This is a genomic window from Aquimarina sp. AD1 (assembly GCF_003443695.1).
Taxonomy (GTDB): Bacteria; Bacteroidota; Bacteroidia; order Flavobacteriales; family Flavobacteriaceae; genus Aquimarina; species Aquimarina latercula.
In genome coordinates, this window is record NZ_CP031966.1 from 2,889,025 (window position 1) to 2,908,969 (window position 19,945).

General features: G+C 33.4%; 16 protein-coding genes. 5 read left to right on the plus strand and 11 right to left on the minus strand.

Features of this window, described 5'->3' with window-relative positions; all coding sequences use genetic code 11:
- Window positions 1-42: 42 nt before the first annotated feature.
- Together D1815_RS12645 and D1815_RS12650 are read right to left on the minus strand one after the other, a co-directional pair.
- Entirely contained in the window at window positions 43-795 is a 753-nt protein-coding gene (locus D1815_RS12645; protein WP_027395373.1) for a hypothetical protein, read from the minus strand.
- Between the two features lie 37 nt (window positions 796-832).
- Complete coding sequence (locus D1815_RS12650) at window positions 833-991, minus strand: YqaE/Pmp3 family membrane protein (protein ID WP_081415682.1); 159 nt, start codon at window positions 989-991, stop codon at window positions 833-835.
- Between the two features lie 117 nt (window positions 992-1,108).
- On the opposite strand from D1815_RS12650, the gene D1815_RS12655 reads away from it, so the two are divergent.
- From D1815_RS12655 to D1815_RS12665, 3 genes are all read left to right on the plus strand, one after another.
- On the plus strand, window positions 1,109-2,173 hold the full coding sequence (locus D1815_RS12655; protein WP_118387361.1) for a response regulator transcription factor: 1,065 nt from the start codon (window positions 1,109-1,111) through the stop codon (window positions 2,171-2,173).
- A 154-nt stretch (window positions 2,174-2,327) separates the two neighbouring features.
- Entirely contained in the window at window positions 2,328-2,819 is a 492-nt protein-coding gene (locus D1815_RS12660) for a DUF1573 domain-containing protein (RefSeq protein ID WP_118387362.1), read from the plus strand.
- Window positions 2,820-2,926: 107 nt separating this feature from the next.
- A complete protein-coding gene (locus D1815_RS12665; protein ID WP_118389967.1) occupies window positions 2,927-3,811 on the plus strand; it encodes a thioredoxin family protein in 885 nt (294 codons plus the stop codon).
- An 81-nt stretch (window positions 3,812-3,892) separates the two neighbouring features.
- On the opposite strand, the gene D1815_RS23650 is transcribed toward D1815_RS12665, so the two are convergent.
- The 6 genes from D1815_RS23650 to D1815_RS12690 form a co-directional block, all read right to left on the minus strand.
- Window positions 3,893-4,057: a hypothetical protein gene (locus tag D1815_RS23650; protein WP_158594496.1), complete on the minus strand. Its 165-nt coding sequence runs from the start codon at window positions 4,055-4,057 to the stop codon at window positions 3,893-3,895.
- Between the two features lie 168 nt (window positions 4,058-4,225).
- Window positions 4,226-5,410, minus strand: a complete 1,185-nt coding sequence (locus D1815_RS12670) for a PD40 domain-containing protein (RefSeq protein ID WP_118387364.1) — start codon at window positions 5,408-5,410, stop codon at window positions 4,226-4,228.
- Between the two features lie 584 nt (window positions 5,411-5,994).
- Window positions 5,995-6,573 carry a hypothetical protein gene (locus D1815_RS12675; RefSeq protein ID WP_118387366.1) on the minus strand — a complete coding sequence of 193 codons (579 nt, stop codon included), beginning with the start codon at window positions 6,571-6,573 and terminating at the stop codon, window positions 5,995-5,997.
- Window positions 6,574-6,806: 233 nt separating this feature from the next.
- Window positions 6,807-7,097 (minus strand): hypothetical protein, encoded by a 291-nt coding sequence (locus tag D1815_RS12680; RefSeq protein ID WP_118387368.1) that lies wholly within the window; start codon window positions 7,095-7,097, stop codon window positions 6,807-6,809.
- A 141-nt stretch (window positions 7,098-7,238) separates the two neighbouring features.
- Window positions 7,239-7,781 carry a hypothetical protein gene (locus D1815_RS12685; protein WP_118387370.1) on the minus strand — a complete coding sequence of 181 codons (543 nt, stop codon included), beginning with the start codon at window positions 7,779-7,781 and terminating at the stop codon, window positions 7,239-7,241.
- Between the two features lie 43 nt (window positions 7,782-7,824).
- Window positions 7,825-8,394, minus strand: a complete 570-nt coding sequence (locus tag D1815_RS12690) for a transposase (RefSeq protein ID WP_118389969.1) — start codon at window positions 8,392-8,394, stop codon at window positions 7,825-7,827.
- Window positions 8,395-8,791: 397 nt separating this feature from the next.
- On the opposite strand from D1815_RS12690, the gene lysS reads away from it, so the two are divergent.
- Window positions 8,792-10,501: a lysine--tRNA ligase gene (lysS, locus tag D1815_RS12695; protein WP_118387372.1), complete on the plus strand. Its 1,710-nt coding sequence runs from the start codon at window positions 8,792-8,794 to the stop codon at window positions 10,499-10,501.
- 145 nt (window positions 10,502-10,646) lie between these two features.
- On the plus strand, window positions 10,647-12,221 hold the full coding sequence (locus D1815_RS12700; protein ID WP_118387374.1) for a hypothetical protein: 1,575 nt from the start codon (window positions 10,647-10,649) through the stop codon (window positions 12,219-12,221).
- A gap of 83 nt (window positions 12,222-12,304) precedes the next feature.
- Here the strand turns inward: D1815_RS12700 and D1815_RS12705 are convergent, their stop codons facing one another.
- The 3 genes from D1815_RS12705 to D1815_RS12715 all read right to left on the minus strand — a co-directional run bounded on the left by D1815_RS12705 (window position 12,305) and on the right by D1815_RS12715 (window position 19,643).
- Entirely contained in the window at window positions 12,305-14,035 is a 1,731-nt protein-coding gene (locus D1815_RS12705) for an alkaline phosphatase (RefSeq protein ID WP_118387376.1), read from the minus strand.
- Between the two features lie 176 nt (window positions 14,036-14,211).
- Complete coding sequence (locus tag D1815_RS12710; RefSeq protein ID WP_027395366.1) at window positions 14,212-15,210, minus strand: type IX secretion system membrane protein PorP/SprF; 999 nt, start codon at window positions 15,208-15,210, stop codon at window positions 14,212-14,214.
- A 35-nt stretch (window positions 15,211-15,245) separates the two neighbouring features.
- Entirely contained in the window at window positions 15,246-19,643 is a 4,398-nt protein-coding gene (locus D1815_RS12715; protein WP_158594410.1) for a T9SS type B sorting domain-containing protein, read from the minus strand.
- Window positions 19,644-19,945: the final 302 nt, after the last annotated feature.

Consider the following 19,945-nt stretch of genomic DNA (forward strand, 5'->3'; position numbering starts at 1 on the left):
AGAACAGCACCTTTTGTATTATATTTTAGTATTCTACACTAATTATTTCTCTAACTCTACCTCTACATCCAATACGGTAGGATCTTCCATGTATTCTAAGAAACCAACTTCTAGCGTAAAACTTTTACCGTCTTGACTAAACATTGCTTTTTCTGATGATATCTTCTTTATTTTTTTCGGAAAATGGTAATTAATTTTATACTTAGAACTTGCCAAAAACATTTTCATCTGCTCTAAACTATCCATACTCATTTTCAGCTTATCTTTATCTAAGATTTTGGTAATCCTTTTAAACTTATTTTCTCCATAAGAATAAATCACTTCAGTAGGATCTTCTCCTTTAGAACCTGCCAACGGATCTCCTGCAGGACCTGTCTTTTTCTGATTACCTATGGTAGAAGCAGTTTTAAAACTATTAAATACATCTCCAAGCTCTTCTACTTTTTTAAATTCTGAGTACAAATCGAATTTCATCTCCTTGGACTGTGGATTCATTAGCATATGCATCTTAAAACTCTCTAGTTTCTTTAACTTTTCCTGTTCTTCTTTAGGCAACTTAGAAATACTATCTTTTTTCTCTTCTAAAAATTCTTTAAAAACTAAAGTAGAATCGATGACCTCTTCTTTTCCTTCAGTGATTTTATCACCTCCCATTTGCATAATTTCGGAACCGTCAAAATTGAAAGAAATCTTTCCTGTTCCATCTTCATTAATATGTAAATCTTCAGAAAATTGGCATCCCACCAATAGAATTGCCACCAAAAATGCCTGTATTAACAGGGAAACTTTTTTCATATGTTTAGTTTTTCAATTTCGAGAAATTAATTAAAAATTATTTATTTGGATTATTTATAATTACCAATGCTGCTATCACACCAGGAACCCATCCACATAAAGTTAACAAAAGTACGATTATAATTGATCCGCATCCTTTATCTAAAACAGCTAAAGGTGGAAAAAAAATCGATAATAAAACTCTCCAAATACTCATAAACAAAAATAGATTAAATAATATAATTATAGGTAGTCTTATATCCCATTATGTTACACCTCTATCTTAAAATTATTTTTATATTGGGTTCATTTCTAAAAAGCTTGACATTATTCTATGAAATGGATCAAAATTATTCTTTGGATCTCCTTTTTAATCTTCTCTCCTGCAATATGGAGTCAATATCAATTTTCTGGTTATGTTGACAACAGTAATAAAGACAGTAATGTCTTTTTATCTCTTATAGAAGATTACAGAAAAATGTCTGGTATCTATCCAGAACAAATCATCCAAAAAGTAGCTCCCGATTCTACAGGTTACTTTGTGTTTACAGAAAATAATCTTCCTACTCAAAACAGGATATATCGAATCCATACGGAAAATTGCTCTGAAGAAGACAAAGAGTCCATTCATTTTAATGGGATTTGTCTAAACAGTAAAGAAATTCTTTTTATTGCTAAAAATGAAGATACGATCTCACTCCCATTTACTATAGAAGAAGAAGTATTTTGTGAAGTTGTTTCTACTAATGAACGGAGTAATACATTTCTTAAAGTAGATTCTATTATAGAAGATATGCGGTATGCCTTTAGCTCATACCGAAGTGAAGCTAATAGAAAAGTAAATTCTAGAAAATGGTTTAATACCTTACAGGAATTCGGAAAAAGCCAGCAAGAACCATTGACAGAATTATACATCTATTCATTCTTATCCGATAAATCTAATAATTTATATACCTATTATCTGCAGGATCTAAAGCAGAATACTTATTATGATCAACTATTAGAACGATTAGAAAAAAAGTATCCTGATAGTCCTTATGTAAAACAATATAAAACAGAGTTAGCTGCCGATAAATTTTCGGTAGAGATCACTCCAGAAAAAACAACACAGTATTGGGTCTGGATCATCATATCGTTATTAATAGGATCCATAGCATTAAACCTTTATCTATTTCAGAGATTGAAAAAAAACAAGAACGCTAATAAGCTAACAGAAAGTAAACTTACACAACAAGAAAAAAAGATTTTAGATCTAATTCTACAAGATAAAACGAATAAAGAGATCGCTTCTTTACTATTTTTAAGCGTAAGCACTATTAAAACACATATCAACAACCTTTATAAAAAAATAGAGGTCGAAAGCCGAGAAGAGGCGAAAACACTGTATAAGAACAGGTAATTCTCATTTCTTTATTTTTTAGATTTCAAAATTCCATCGGGGGTCTAGTCCCTATTTCCACCTTGTTTTCATTGGATTTTTGCCCACATGTCTAGAGTTTTGGTTCAGAATCAAAATTCAAAAAAAATAGTAATAACTAAAACATTCTAAAGACATGAAAACCAAGATTACTTATGTATTAGCCTCCATTATTTTCTCTTTTGCACTATCATCTTGTGGTAATTCAAACCAAGATAATACAGCAGAAACACTTGCTATGCATACTGAGCCAAACGAGCAAAAAAGCAATACTGCTGTTGCGGTGATGACCTTCTCAGAAACCGAATTCGATTTTGGTACTGTAGCAGAAGGTGATATTCTGGAGCATACATTTTCATTTACCAATACAGGTAATGCGCCTTTGGTTATTGTGAATGCAAAAGGAAGTTGTGGCTGTACTGTTTCTAATTGGCCAAAAGAACCAATTGCGCCTGGAGCAACCGAAGAAATGCTTGTGACATTTAATACCAATGGTAAACCCAACCTGCAGAATAAGCAAGTGACAATCACCACTAATGCTGCTACAGGAAAACAAATCCTAAAGATAAAGGCTATGGTCACTCCTAAGATTAAGAATACTATAAGCGGTATCCCTTTAAGCAAATAAAAAATACTATATCTCCAACCCAAGTATCATAGATAATAATCAAATTCTACAAAAACTTGGGTTGGTCATATATTATCACAAAGAATACACCATATAATCCTACTCTAATGAAAATAATCATACAATTATTGATTTTATTATCAATTACTACGCATACCTATTCGCAATCATTTAATCAAGAAATAACGAACGCTAAAGGAACCTCTAATCTCACGGGGAAAATTAATTTCGAAAAATTAAACACAGTTCCATATGGCACTTGGTTCTCTAAAAATTATGAGTCCTATACTCCTAATGAACAAGTAATAAACTCTATAAAAACAGACTTACCGAACTATACTATCAAAATATTTATGGGAACCTGGTGTGGAGATAGTAAGAGAGAAGTGCCTAAATTTTATAAAGTTCTACAAGCAGCTAACTTTCCGCTAAACAGATTAACTACAATCGCGGTAGATGCAGATCGCGAACATTACAAACAAAGTGCTGGAGGCGAACACGAAGGGTTAAATATTCATAGAGTGCCTACGTTTATTTTTTATAAAGACGGCAAAGAAATGCAGCGGATCGTAGAATCTCCCAAGACAACCATTGAGGAAGATGTTAGGGATATCCTTTCTGGAAATTATACTCCTAACTACTACTCCGTAACTAAAATGAATACTATTATTACTACAAAAGGATCTGATTTTTTATCAAAGAACTCAGAAAGTATTGTAAAGGAACTAAGAGATGTTACAGAAAATATGTATGAATTAAACACCTACGCTAATGTGCTGTTTTTTGCCGGCAAACAAATAGACGCAATAGAAATACTAAAATTTAATACTGTGTTATTCCCAAAAGAAGCTGATGCATATGTAAGTCTGGCCAATAAACTAGCAATTACCAATAACCTATCGGATGCGATCCGCAACTATGAACGTTCTTTAGATTTTAATAAGGACCAAAGAATTGTGGATAAAGTCAAAGAGTTGAAAAAATCACTATAGTAAAATACACTCTTATAAAAAAGAAAGTACCTATTAAGACAAAAGTAAAGCGAACTAAGTTCGCTTTACTTTTTGATTGTTTTAAAAAAGACCACAAGCTGGATGCTCTGGTAATACGCATAGACCGTTACAGCAAATGTGATCAGGAACTCCACAAAAAAAGGAATTTAGAGTCGGACATTCTCCATACTCTCCATCAAAATAGAATCCTCCGTTAATCCCTTTTTGCACAGATTTCTTTAACACCTGAATACCGTCGATCTTAGAATTTTTTTTGAATATAATATATTTGTTATGGTTAATAACAACAATATATTATGTTTACAATTTCAATCTATGTTAATTGTTATTTTTTAACAGAAAAATCCCCTGTTTAACAATTCTTAAAGAACAGTTGGTTTTGATTATTTTCTATTAGAAAGATGTAATCTCCTCAGAAATAGGTTTGATATCCATATGTCTTTTAATCTTATGTTTAACCTTAGGCATATAATCTCTATACTTTTCTAATGAGATCATCTGTCTAAAACCATAGATATCATCTCCTCCTCTACCACCTCCACGATTACTAGCAAAATATCCCATTTTGTTTTCTTCATCAATAATAAAGGTAAAATCATCTGCTGCACTATTAATTGGTGCTCCCATATTATACACTTGCCAACCAGAACGTTGTTGATTAGGCAACACCATAAAAATATCAAGTCCACCAAAACCTACGTGTCCATCACTAGCAAAAAACAATTTACCTGTGTCACTCACGTGCGGAAACGTTTCTCTACCTGCAGAATTAATAAGACCTCCTAAGTTTTCTGGAGTACCGTAACTTCCATCTTCATTAACGGCTACTACATAAATATCTGATTTACCATAACTTCCTGGCATATCACTGGCAAAGTAAAGGTATTTACCATCTGGAGATAATGCTGGATGCGCAGTAGAGTATTCGTCGCTGTTAAATGGAAGTTCTTTTACATGTTTCCATTTACCGTTTTCGTACGTTGCTTTGTATATTTTTAATAATACGCAGCCTTTGGTATTTCTTTTAAATTTTCTTTTAGAGTAATTGTTTCTAGTAAAATACACCGTTTTTCCATCTGGGCTAAAAACAGCTGAAGATTCATGAAACTTGGTATTAATAGCTCCTTTTAGTTTCTCTATTCCTTTGTCTGGAATGTTTTTACTGGTTCTGTATAAATCCAGAAAAGGTTCATTTGTTTTTTCCTGCAGAATAACTGACATAGACTTGGCATTACGAGAAGAAGCAAATACCAATTCACCTTTATAAAAACTAGGTGCATAATCCGAGTTTTTAGAATTAATCGGCAATGATTCTATGATAAAATTTGCCGAAGTACTCGATTCTGTAGACAAATCCTCTGACATAAAATTATGTCCCTTAGTCTCTAATGAGATTTCTGAACGAATTGATGATACAGCTACCATAGGAGTAGCATTATTATTTTTTAAGTTGGCTGTTTCTACAGAAGCATACCCGTATTGAGTTTCATTAGCTATTGCTAATTGCTTTTGTTGAGAAAATGTTGAATTCAAAAGAAAGAAAAAAACCAGCCCCAAAAGGTTTTTTTGCAATGTCATTGATTACTTTTTTGTTGGTTAAATACAACTATATTGTTAACTTTTATAAAACTATTGTATACCAGTAGACGTCCTTCTCTACTGTATTACGATAAACAAATATTTGATTTTTATAAAAATTACAATGCTGCTATCCCCATAGCATTCGTTGTACACTTTTTGTGTTACATAATGCAATGTACTGATCCTTAATTAAATAAAATGTTAAAAAAGAAGAAAATAGTTTACAATCTTAATATTGTTGTTAACAACTACAGAAAATAGCCTTTCGGAATCTTAGTTATTCTATGACTGGCACAATAGCTAAGAGAAGTTTAACTCCTAAAACTAGTACCATAAAATTATTATTGAATTTCGTATGGATGTTTACATTTCACCCTTAGGCTCTGCTCAGGGTTCGGAATAAACGTAATTAGAGGGCTGAGCGCAGCCAAAGTCCGATATTTCTTTAATAAAATACTCCTTCACAAAACAAAAAACCAGCTACAAATCAATGTAACTGATTTTTTACTATTTATTTTTTTTAGTAATCCCTCGCTCATCTTTATCTCCACTATTCAGAGAGACTTTGCGGATCTTGATTTCTACCAATATATTAATTTACCTTGATCATCTTGTATGAAAAAAGTATTCATAATATTGGAAGTAACTTTACCCTTTTCAGATGTTGTTACTATTAAAGTTTCTCCATGATGATTTTTTGCTTTTTTGCTTATAGTAATTAATTCGTCCAATTTCTTTGCATTTAACTTTTTAAAAACATACAAGTTGATATCATTAGGGTTATTCGTTGTATAATCATTTAGATTTGTTTGTTCAAATGTAGATTCTTCTTCCTTTTTAGAAAAAACAAAAACATCACTATTATCTAAAAAAATAATTCCAGTGTAAGATTTATTAAGGCGACTCGTTTCAATTAATTTAAATCCTGTTTTTTTTAAATTAACTTTCGAAAAGAACTCTTTTCTAAGTTCTATAATATCCGAAAGAGCTTTTTGTTTCACTTCAATATCATCTTTATTAAACTTATTTATATCATTATCCTTATTAATAATCTTTGTCAGTTCTCTATTTAGAGATTCTAAAATAACAACGTTTTGACTTTTACACGATAGAAAAGTGAACAAGAAAATTGTTGTTATATAGATATATCTTTTAATCATAATTTATAGTTTTACGCCTCGCTCCCGCTAGTCTGTGACTAGTGGCGTTCCTATTTCAGGACAAGACAGGGAGTAACATATAGCTGTAGACTTTACTAAAAACATTTATGGGCAATTCATTAATTTTTCTTTATTTACTTACTCATAAATTACAGGAAATCTATAGAAAACCCAAATAGTTAATGCTTATCTAAACTTTCTTTTCCAAACTACAATATTATTAGTCTCATTTTCTAATCTGAAATAAATATTTTTATTGGAAAAGAGTATAACACATCTACCGCTTCTCCATCTAATTCTCCAGGTTCTAAAGTAGGGATAGCATACAAAATTCTAGTTATTTCATTTACAACAAATGGATTGTCGTGTAATACAAAAACATCAATAACCCTGCCCTTTTTAGAAACCTTAAACTTGCTCAGAATACGATGTAATCCTGACTCAAGATTAGCATATTCGATCACATTGTAATCAAAATGACTATCTACAAATTCTTTAAAATAATTAGAAAAACATGTTTTCATTTCTTCATTACTTAAAAGATCCTGACCCTCGCTCCCGCTAGTCTTTGCCTAGTGGCGTTCCTATTTAGTTAATCCCAACAGAAAACCATCACTATCAATTTCTAGGATAGTATGATCCTAGCGGGAGCGGCGCAAAATGTTTTAATGTGGGTTTCCTATCTTATCTATAATTTCTTTGGAGCATTTTTGAAAACAACTAAAACCTTTCTTTAATCGTTTTTTAGGTTTCATCTCGTAATACTCACATAAACAATAAATATCCATTTCTTCTATCTCATTACCTCCTTCTAAATCCTTAAAAAGGATTATTTCTTGTTCTTTTAAATCTTTTATAAAATTATCTATATCTATAATATCAAAACCTCCTAAACGATAAAATCTAGTATTCAATAAATTAAATGCCAAATAAAATGAACAGCCTTTTTTATTCCTATACCAACCAACATCAGGCTTTTTTGACACAATCTTAATAAAAACAAAACTTGAGTACTTTGTCTTTAAGAAATAATGTTCCCTTTTATTTTCTAAATGATTAAGTATACTTTCTTTATTATCAATTCCTGTCAAATCAACTGTAAATAATTTTGCCTTAAAAACTAGTGATGTAGAATCTAATACTTTAATTTCTTGAGCATTTGAAAAAATGCTTAAACATAAAACTATTATAAATATTATTTTTTTCATTTTTTAATCCCTCGCTCCCGCTAGTCTGTGACTAGTGGCCTTCCTATTTAGTTAATCCTAACAGAAAACCATCACTATCAATTTCTAGGATAGTATGATCATCCTGATAATTTCTGGCACTGCTATATTTCCAATTCACAGGATCGCTTACAAAACCAGACTCCACAGGATTAGTCTGGATATAATCTATTTTTTGCTGTATCACCTTATCCGTCCATAGCTCTATAGGTTTGTTATGCTGCTGCCAGAATTGCCTATTGGTAACTGTAACATTATTCCTACCTGTTTTTTCGAACATCCATAGCAACCATTCTTTCCTACTTTCTTGTGGGTTATTTTCTATTGCTTGTATTACTTTTTTAGCCGTATATTTTTTAAAGTCGCGTATCAACACAGAAGGATCATCATTACCAGAACGAAAAACTAAATGAATATGACTGGGCATAAAACAATATGCATATACCTCCATACTTTTTTCTTTTCTACAATAATCAATACTTTGTGCAAGAATAGATAGGTATTTTTCTCTAGTAAAAACATCTATCCAATAAACGGTAGCAAAACTTACAAAATATAACCCCGACTTATTGTGAAATTTATAGTTTCTACTCATTTCACCAAAATACAAAAAGCTACTAGAATATGATAGTAGCTTTTTGTTTTCTCTTTTTATTATTTAATTTTACCCGCCAATCTTTACCGCCACTAGTTACAAACTAGCGGGAGCGGGGTTAAAAACAGTAAGACTTATCTAATTATTTATTCTTAGATAGCTTTTACTTCCATAAATCAATTTCTTACAATCAAAATAAATTCTTTAATCGTTATATTTTAAAAGCATTAAGAATATAATCAAAAGAAATACATTTTACTGAGCTCCATAAATCCTCTATTTCGGTATTTGGAATTCCTATATTTTAAATAGAAAAGTTAAAGCAATACTATCCTTAAAAATCAATTGAAAGATTATCTCATACTTCGTATCTTTGCACGCTTAAAACGGCAGCATTATGCAATTATCAGAACAAGAACTTGTAAGAAGAGAGAAACTACAGACCCTACGTGACCTAGGGATTAATCCATATCCGGCAGCTTTATTTCCGGTGGACCACACTTCTGAGGATGTCAAACAGCAGTATGAAGAAGGAAAAAAGGTAGTTATTGCTGGTAGACTAATGTCTAGACGTATCCAAGGAAAAGCCTCTTTTGCAGAAGTACAAGATTCTAATGGCCGCATACAGGTGTATTTTAATAGAGATGAAATCTGTAGTGGTGATGATAAAACCAAATATAACGAGATCTATAAAAAGCTATTAGATATAGGTGATTTTATTGGGATCGAAGGAGAACTTTTTACTACGCAGGTAGGAGAAAAAACAGTGATGGTTAAAGATTTTACGCTATTAAGTAAGACATTAAAACCATTACCGCAACCCAGAACGGATGCCGACGGAAAAGTTTATGACGCCTTTACAGATCCAGAATTGAGATACCGTCAGCGTTATGTAGATTTAGTAGTAAACCCTCACGTTAAAGATGTATTTGTAAAAAGAACAAAACTTTTTAACGCGATGCGAGAGTTTTTTAATACCAAAGGATATTTTGAAGTAGAAACACCTATCCTACAACCGATACCTGGTGGTGCCTCTGCACGTCCTTTTATAACACATCACAATTCATTAGATATTCCTTTATATATGCGTATTGCTAATGAGTTATATCTAAAACGATTAATTGTCGGTGGTTTTGAAGGTGTCTATGAGTTTTCTAAGAATTTTAGAAACGAAGGAATGGATCGTACCCATAATCCAGAATTTACCGCCATGGAAATTTATGTAGCTTATAAAGACTACAACTGGATGATGGAGTTTACAGAAAATCTAGTAGAGCATTGTGCTATCGCAGTAAACGGAACTACAGATGCTACATTTGGAGAACATAAAATCAACTTTAAGACTCCTTATGCTCGTGTAACGATGACCGATTCTATAAAACATTTTACTGGATTTGATATCACTGGTAAATCTGAAGAAGAAATTCGTGAAGCTGCTAAAGGTATGGGAATCGAAGTAGATGAGACCATGGGTAAAGGAAAATTAATAGATGAAATTTTTGGTGAGAAGTGTGAAGGAAATTACATCCAACCAACATTTATTACTGATTACCCAAAAGAGATGAGTCCTTTATGTAAAGAACATAGAGATAATCCAGATCTTACAGAACGTTTTGAACTAATGGTTTGTGGTAAAGAGATAGCCAATGCATACTCTGAGCTTAATGATCCTATTGATCAGCGAGAACGTTTTGAAGCACAATTAAAGCTAAGTGAAAAAGGTGATGACGAAGCAATGTTTATCGATAACGACTTTATCAGAGCCCTAGAATATGGTATGCCTCCTACATCCGGAATGGGAATCGGTATGGATCGATTGATTATGTATCTAACTAATAACCAATCTATACAAGAGGTGCTATTCTTCCCACAGATGCGACCAGAGGTGCGAACCGCACAGGCAAATATTATAGAATCTCTTAATGATAATGAAAAAGCTATTTTTGAAATTATCAAGAAAGAACAAAGCATGCCTTTAGCTGATCTAAAAACAGCTTCTGGTTTAAGTAATAAAGCTTGGGATAAGGGTATGAAAGGACTTTCTAAGCTAGGTCTTACTAAAGTTACTAAAACAGATGATAGCCTAATCGTAGAATTGGCAGAATAGATCATTTAATTATATATGAAAGCGTGTTTATTTTAAAAATAAACACGCTTTTTCTTTTTACAAAAACTCTAAAAATTATAACCAAACACATCTGTTAACATTTTTTTAACTATTTTCGCACCTTTATTTTAAAACCCCATATTTCATGAAACAAACACTACTTTCTTGTATTGCATCACTCTTATGTACTATATCCTTTGCTCAAAGTGCCAATATAGATCGAGAAAATTTCAAGACTTCTTATGTAAATCTACCTTCTAAGCCTATCCTTGATGATAGTAAAAGAACATATTCTATAAATACAGGTTCTATAACCATCCCTGGATTTTCTAAAGTAAAAACAGGAGGAACTTTAGATATCAACTACAAATTTCACGGCACCAAAATTGGAACCGTTGATATTAAAAAAGAAAAACACGAAAAAAAGGACAAAGACGGTAAAGTATTATCTGTAAGCTACACATACACTGCCAATGTAAACTACGCATCATCTGCTACATTATCGGTTAATAACGCAACAAATGCTAACGCTTATGAAAAAAGCTATTCTGAAAGTGAAACTCATACCAGTGGAGAATTTAGCACCTATAAAAAAGCACAAGATTACTACAACAACAACCGATATAATCTAAGAGATAAATACAAAAGCAGCCACAAATCACAATTCTTAAGCTCTGCCAGAGGTCACCTTACTAGTACATATGGTTATGACATTGAATCTCATGAAAGAGAATTTTTCTGGATTCTAAGGTCTAAAAAACATCCTGAATTTGCGAAGCATCAAGAAGCATATCAAACACTACAATCTGCTTTTGAGAAAATGAAATACAATGCATCTATTGATTCTCTCAAAACCGAAGTACAACCTGTAATCGACTATTTTAATAGCGTAATCCCGAATTACCAAGGCAAGAAAAGGAAAATACGTAAAGTGCGATATGCGAGTTATTACAACATCGCTAAAATCTATTATTATTTAGATGAACCTGAAAAAGTTAAAGAATATGCGCAGAAAATAATCGATAATGATTATGACAAAAGTGATGGTAAATATTTTAACAGAATTGCAGATCAACTTATAGAAGATTTTAAAGCAAATGAAACAAAGTCCAGACATTTTGAAGTTGTAACTGAAGACCTAAGCGATCAAGAAGAAGATCAGAATGATATAAGTACAGATATAGAAGTTAATCAAGCGTATTTAATAACAAAAGAAAATGACACTACCCTTGTAGACATCAAAACCTCAGATATCAATAAAATTGCCTACAGTCTTAAAACAGTAGAATATGATCAAAATAGCAAACCTTTTGGCACTAGAGTTAGAAAAGCTAAAAAATGCAAAGAACTTGTATTTGTAGACGGAGATCATTTTAGAAATATAAAATTTAAAGAATCTTCAATTAAGAATGGTGAAGTGGATGCTGGTCAAATGATACTTGGTGGAGCAACAGATAAACTATGCAAAGTTTTATTTGAATCTGAAAAAATAAACTTATATCTATTTAACAATAAAGAACTAGTAATTCTTCCTACAGGAAGTGAAAAAGGTAAATCTACTATGTCAACTGGTTATGTTTTTGGGTTTAAAAAGAATCTTACCAAATTAGCAGAAGGATGTACCATCGTTCAAGAAAAAGTAGCAAATAAAGAGTATAAAAACAATCAAGAAGATTTACTTCGTTTCTGTAAAGAGTTAACGAATTGTAGTGTAGAATAATTTTTTTTTCTGATATTCTCATAAAGAAAACGCAACCTTATTTAGGTTGCGTTTTGACTAAATACTTATAAACAAAAACATTCTTAGCTATACGAAACTGTTTCCCCAACAGTTACTGTATAATTTTCAGCAGCTATGGTATTTATAAAATTCCATTGCGCCTGACTACTACTCGGTGTAAAGGTTACCTGTAAGAATCCTCTTTGGGTAGCATCCATATATTGTAAATCATCTATTAATATCTCTAAGGCTTGCTGAAAACCTGCAGCTTGATTGGCATCAACTCCTAAAAAGCCTTCGAATCCTGGAGAAGAAACCGATGATGTAGCAAACTCCACTCCTATTTCTTTCCCCGTTGCATCTTTTAATTCACTATACCAAGCATTATGTGTATCACCGGCAAGACAAACTGTTTTCTTTCCTCCTAACATAGCAAAAAGTTGCTCTCTTTCTATAAAATATCCATCCCATGCATCTAGGTTATAAGGAACAACTGTTTGCACCCTAGTAATCTCTTCTGGTGTTAGCGTCGGATCACCTGCTAAAAGCCTAGATTTTATAGCTGTTAAATCCGTTAACGCGGTTTGAAAAGCCAAAGCCGTCTCTGGAGTTGCACTTCCTAGAGCGCCTATTTCTGCCACAAGAGTTCCTATTAAAATTAAAAGCTCTGCTGGCATAAACATCTTACCCATTAATACCTGCTGACCTAAAACTTGCCAATTTGCATTACTTGCAGAAACTGCTCCAGACAACCAACTTAACTGTTCTGATCCCAGTAAAGTTCTACTAGGGTCCTGAAGTGCTGTTTGAAAAGCAACAGCATCCAATCCTGAAGTTGGACTAAAAAAATCATCGTAAGAAAGTTGTTTATCTCTTCCTATAATTCTCGTATCTAGCATATGTAAACTTAACACACTTCCAAAATCAAATGATCTATAAATCTTAGATGGATCAGTAGATCTTAATGGTAAGAATTCGCTATATACCTGTATTGCCCTTTGTTTTCTGGCTTCATAAGAACCTTCAGAATCTTGATGGTTCTCTGCTCCATCCTTGTACGCATCATTGGTAACTTCATGATCATCCCACACACAAATAAATGGCTTTTTTTGATGTGCTAATTGTAGTTGAGTATCACTTCTATATTGCTTATACCTAGCTCGGTAATCTGTAAGTGATATAATTTCATTTGCTGGTTTATGAACTCTATCTAAAGCTACAGTATTCTCATTGGTTCCATACTCTCCTTCTCCATACTCATATATGTAATCTCCTAAATGAACAATCACATCTGCCTCCGAATTAGCCATTGCACCATACACATTAAATAACCCAGCTGCGAAGTTTGCACAAGAACAAACAGCCAATTTTACATCTGTTACCGTATCACCCACTGCAGGAAGTGTAATTGTTTCGCCAATCACAGAAGTAGTCTGCGTCTCTAACTCAAAGAATCGATAATAAAATTTACTATTAGAAGGCAATTCTTGAACATCAATTGCTAAGGTATAATCCCTATCCGCTCCAGTTACAAACTCACCGCTTCTTAATACATCATCAAAATTTTGGTCTAAAGCAATTTGCCAATTAATTGTAATATTAGAACTACCAGTATTCGGAGTGAATCGTGTCCATATGATAATCTTAGAATCTGTTGGGTCAAAACTTGCTACTCCTTCAAAAAAGTTATCCGTACTAAGATCTGGAATACTGATGTCCATATCATCATCGTTATTACAGCTGATGTACATGGGAGCAATCATAAAACCTCCAGCAACTAACAAAGATTTTTCAAAAAAATTTCTTCTATTCATTGTGTGTATTTATTTTCTTTCAAAAATATTTTACCACAATAAACCTGATGTTATCCCTTCTTTAAAAAAATATCAAACTATCTTCCTCTTAATAAAAGAAGTTAACTATAATATAATGTTCTATCTGTTCTCTTTACTTTTTTTTAAAATTTCAGATAGTACAATCCTAAAGAAAATTACTCTACCCAAGGACAATAACACGCATACTTTTTTGCTCTACAAGAAAAATCTATCCCCAATGTTATTTGATGAAAACCACCATTATTAAATGTCACTGGATTTGATTGATAGGAGTAGGTATAAGCAAACATATATTTTCCAAAATTAACTCCAACAAACGGAGTAACATAATTTAAAGCCTGACTCTTTATCTCCTCTCCTTCTAAAAAATCTATGGAATCAAAACTCCTTCTGTAAGATAACCCACCCCATAGTTTCCCAAAATTCATATCACTGTAAACTTTTAAATTGAAGTCAATAGTAGATTGACCAACACCATCTCTATAAGAATATAGAATTGATGGTTCATATGAAAAAGTTTTTCCTGGACGATCAAAAACATATCCTGCGGATACTAGATAATTCCGTAGGTTATTAACTATTTGTAAATCATTGTTAACTCCGGAGTTTTTTAAAAGATTCTTTACAGTAACGTGTGTATAAAAATTATATAGGTTATAAGAAAAACCTACATCCATGTTAAATTCACTTTGGCTTATAGATCCTGGTCCTACCAAAGGATCATTGGGGTCAAATCTAGTTTGATCTAATCTATATTGAAGTATTCCAGCACTTAACCCAAAAGATAATTGATTTAAATCTACTTCGCTTCTAGAAAACATCAAATGATGTGCGTACGTAACATATCCTCCTGTTTGAGAAGTGAAACCATTTTTATCATTATACACAATTGCACCAATTCCTGATTGAGAATTACCAATTCTACCATTGTAAGCTGCAGTATATAATCCTGGACTATCTTCTTGACCTACCCAATTTCTTCTACCTGTCAATCGAACCTGAGAACAATTAGCTGCACCAGCCATAGATGGATGTAGTAAATAATAATTATCTGTTAGATAATCGGAATATATAGATAATCCTTCTTGGGCATTTCCAAATCCTATAAACAACAATGTTATCATTGTCATTAGGTATATTTTTTTAAATTTCATCTTGCTTGTTTTGAAATTGAGAAATAATACTCTCATTATCTTTTTAGTGTAAAGTGTCTTCTGAAGGTGGCTGATCCATCTCTAAATTCTGCGACAAACCAATAATCCGAGGCAGGAAGAGGTTTGCCCCCATAGGTTCCATCCCATTGATTATCTCTATTTAATTGTTGAAGCAGTTTTCCGTATCTATCAAAAATAAAGATGTCCATTTCTGGTGTGTCTGCATTTCCAATGACACCCCATTGATCATTAATTCCATCGTTATTAGGAGTAAAGAAGTTTGGAAAACCAACAACAAATATAGATGCTATAATTGAACCACATCCATTGATATCTACTGCAGTAACCTCATGTAATCCCAGCGAAACATTTGTAAATATGTTACTTTCTTGCAGAATTCCATCATCTAATACATACTCATAAGTACTATCCCCAACAACAGTTACTATAATATCAGTGCTATCCGAAAACGCTCCTGCTGACAATTGAAGATCTAAACTCTCTGGATCACTAACACCTATAATTATTACCTCTGAAGTTTCTGTACACATTGATATAACATCTGTATAGGTTACTGTGTATGCTCCTGGCTGTGTAGCTTCGTAAAAAGATTGATTCGCTCCTAGAATTACAGTTCCTTCAAAACTCCATTCAAAAGAAAAATCTATATCGCTTAATTCTGTATTAATTACAAAAGAAGTTGTTGTAGAAGGTCCTACACATATAATCCCTGACTCTATTTCTAATTCTTCGACATTTATAATTTCTACAAAAAACTGAACTTCATTTTCGCAATTATTACCGTCAACTTCTCTTAAAAAAACCGTTTGACTTTCTTGTATAACATCTCCAGCATTTAATTGCGTTCCACTTCCATTAGATCCTGTATAATAACTTTGACCACTTTGTAACGCAGGTAATGTATAACTTTCACAAAAACGATCTCCCGGATTTGTTGGAGCAACAGGATTAGGTAAAGGATTTATGGTAATATCAAGAACTTCTTCATCAGAGCAATTTGGTGTTGTTCCGGTTTCTGCATACACATAAATTACCTGGTTTGTGCTAATTATATCTCCAGCATTAAGCTGAGTACCTGCTCCGTTCATTTGCGTAAAATAATTTCCGACTGCTAACGATGGTAACTCATAAGATTCGCAAGCCATAATCGGATCTATAGGATCAATAACCGGAATATCTAAAATTTGATAGAAAACATCAATACGGTCACTAGCACAATTTTCTGTTGTATCAAAAGCTTCTACCCTATATATATAATCACCAGCTGCAGTATCCGTTGAAGTATAAGTGGTACTATTCATTAGTAAAGAATTTCCGTCTTGATCATACCAGTTTGCCGTTTGACCCGGTAATACATCTACCGATAACACTGGCGCCGTAGAACCAATACAAATACTTTCATTACTCGGGTTTGTAGGTTCCACAATATCTGGACAACTACAATCCGGAGCAGTAACCATTAAAGTTGCTACACAATCAGTATTACTAGGATTTGTTGCTGTTATTATTACATCAACTCCATCTGTAATTCCAGTAATCATTGAATTAGTAACATCAATAGTACCTTCATTAACTGGGTCTATTGAAATATCCCAAGTACCATTGGTAGTAAATGACAGATCGTAGGTCGTTCGGTTAGTAGCACATGTTGTAGATCCAAATACTAGTGTAGGCACTGTACTGATAGTTACAGATATTACTGCAGTATCGGTACACCCATTACTCGTTACTGTATATGTATAATCACCTTCAATATTAGTATCCGCGGTAATTGTACCACCGGGAATTACCGTCATCATAGCATCAGTCCATACGCCTCCCACATCTTCTCCAGTTAATTCATCGAACAGATTAACAACAGTAGTATCTCCTTCACACAAAGCAACTGGTATCGGAGGTGTATCATTTGGTTCTCCTGCTTCTGGTGGAGCTGTAACCGTAAATATAACATCTACCAAATCACTCGTACACATTTCAACAGGGTCATAGGCTTCTACTCTAAATATATTATCTCCTAATACTAATTCGCCAACTTCTGGTGTAAATGTATCTGTATTTTGTGCTCGAGCAATAGGTGTTACTCCATCTGCCAAATACCAACGGCCTTCTAAACCAGGAGCAAGTGTAACTGTTACAGAAGGTAATGGTGTTGCATCTATACACGTTGTTATTGGTCCAGCTGGTACAATAGGTTCATCTATATCTGGACATTGACAAACATCGTCAATTGTAACATCTATTAAGTATCTAATTGGTGGACAACCAGCAGATAATACAGGTAACGTATATATATATACTCCATCTAAAATACCGGTAACAGTAGGATCTAATGTTCCTAAATGTCCTCCTGTAAGCGCTGTACCCATTGCAGGAACACTCCAAGTTCCTGTGGTTAACGTACCTACTGGTAACTCATCAAATAAGTTTACGGGATCACATATAGTGATAGTAAGAGGATCGACATCAACGTCCCCTATTTCTTCTCTCCAATCTCTTTCTTCTGTTAAGGGATTATGATTATTAGGGAAATCAGTAGGAACGGTACCTCCATTACTAGCATTTGTTTCCACAGTTAACCTATCTAACACCACAGTATCAAAGGCATTATCCAAACCATCTCCATCTATGTCAGAACCATCCGCTATAGTGTTAGGGATTCCATCCTGATCTATATCATAAGCTTCTATAGTATCCTCTAAACAATCTCCTGATATAGGATCCGAGTTTACATCAATATAATCAGGAAGTGCATTGGTATTAGAATTTACTGGAGAAATTGCAGTTCCATTGGTATCATAACTATCATCCACTCCATTAAAATCGCCATCCACTCCACTTGAAGCAATATAACCAGCTGTTGACTGTCCTTCTATATTATCAATAATCCCATCTCCATCAGAATCGATATCTAAAAAGTCTTGATTAGAATCGGTATCAGAATTAATAACATTATGAACTACAGTAGTAGATGTACCATCTGTATTAATTGCGCCATCAAAGCGCCCATCTCCATTGGCATCTGCTGCTGCATTTCCTGACTCGACTATATCATAAATCCCATCATTATCTGCATCCAAATCCTGGGAATTTGGGATTCCATCACGATCAAAATCACAAGCATTCGTGGATAAGAAAATATTGTCTATACCAATATCGTTACCATTCCCATCAGTTCCTTGTCTATTAATCACTCGTATCGTAACAATATTAACTCCAGCGGGAGCAATGAAGGTATCTTCTACTAAGATCCAAGCATCGGAACCGTTCGCTATTTCACCAGAATCCTCACTAAAAAGAGGCGTACCTGCAACTTGATCTAAAACCTCTATGGTTAAGTTTGCAGGTAACTCTCCTGCATTATTATTTAAACTAGCAATAGACATGCTAAAATTATATTCAAGTCCAGGAGTAACTGGTAAATTTTCGGCCACAAAAACAGGCAAGTCTGCGAATGCGCTCGATTTCATATTTATAGCCAAATACCTACCATCTGTATTCCCATCAGCATCAACATCTCCTACAAGATCTGTAGCAAGAAATGTAGCATCAAATCCTACATTGGTACGATAGTGAGTAGAAGTAGCAACGTTATATTCTCCGTCGTTTCCATTAATATCCTGTGGCAACACAGGATTGTAAGTCAAACCTAATCCTTCTGCATATCTGCTTCGTGTTGGACCCCCGAAACCAAAATCTTCTTCTAATACAAAAATTGGTGTCGTCGTAGTTGCAGTACAAAAACCATCTTCTATAGTATCCGGAATACCATCGTTATCATCATCATTATCTGTTGTATCGGGAACTCCATCATTATCAGAGTCATTATTTCCGCACGGTTTTACAGTTATGACAGCACTAACAGGAGGGCAAGCTGCTCCATTATCAATAGTATATGTAAAAGCTCCTCCATTAGGATCTGCGGTATCATATGTTCCTGTTCCATTACTCCAAACACCTCCAGATTCTGGCCCTCCATCTAATTCATCAAACAAATTAATAATACCAGTTCTACCACATAGAAACATCGTTGTATTTAAACCTGGATTTGGCACCTCTTCTACTGTAACCGTTACAGTACTTCTCACTGAACCCGAAGAACCTCCATTAACAGTAACCGTATACGTTGTTGTTTCTAATGGTGTTTCTCGATAAAACGAACAAGAACCGTCACCACTAGGAAATGGACAGTTTCTTATAAATGTTGGATTAACTGTTTTTTCCCATTGAACATTATAAGTGCTCGTTCCTCCAGAAGGTCTGGGGGGATCTATATCTAAATTTAGTTGGATTTCAGTCCCTTTACATACCGTTTTTGCGGTTAAGCCATCATCAGTTTGAAAAGTAACAGTCTGACCATAACTAAAAGTAAATAAAAGTAGGGCTAGGCAACTAGAAAATAGTGTCCGTGTCATAATTGTTGGCATTTATTGAGTTGGTTTTTATAAAAGTACCATCAACATATAAATACTGTAATCCACAACAAATTATCGAACTAAAGAAGTCCATAGGTATATTTAAAGAGATTTGGGTATTGGGTATGTTTTCACGTTTTATCCTATGTACTTTCCGAATAATCTTCGGATGCAATTGTTTTTTACACCATAAATGGGAAAAAAATAAATGCGGTACCCATAAGGATATATTTGTGTTCACGATGGTTAAGTTTAGTGTATAGTAATAGCATCGTAGTTTACTTCAACATAGGGTGGGCGGA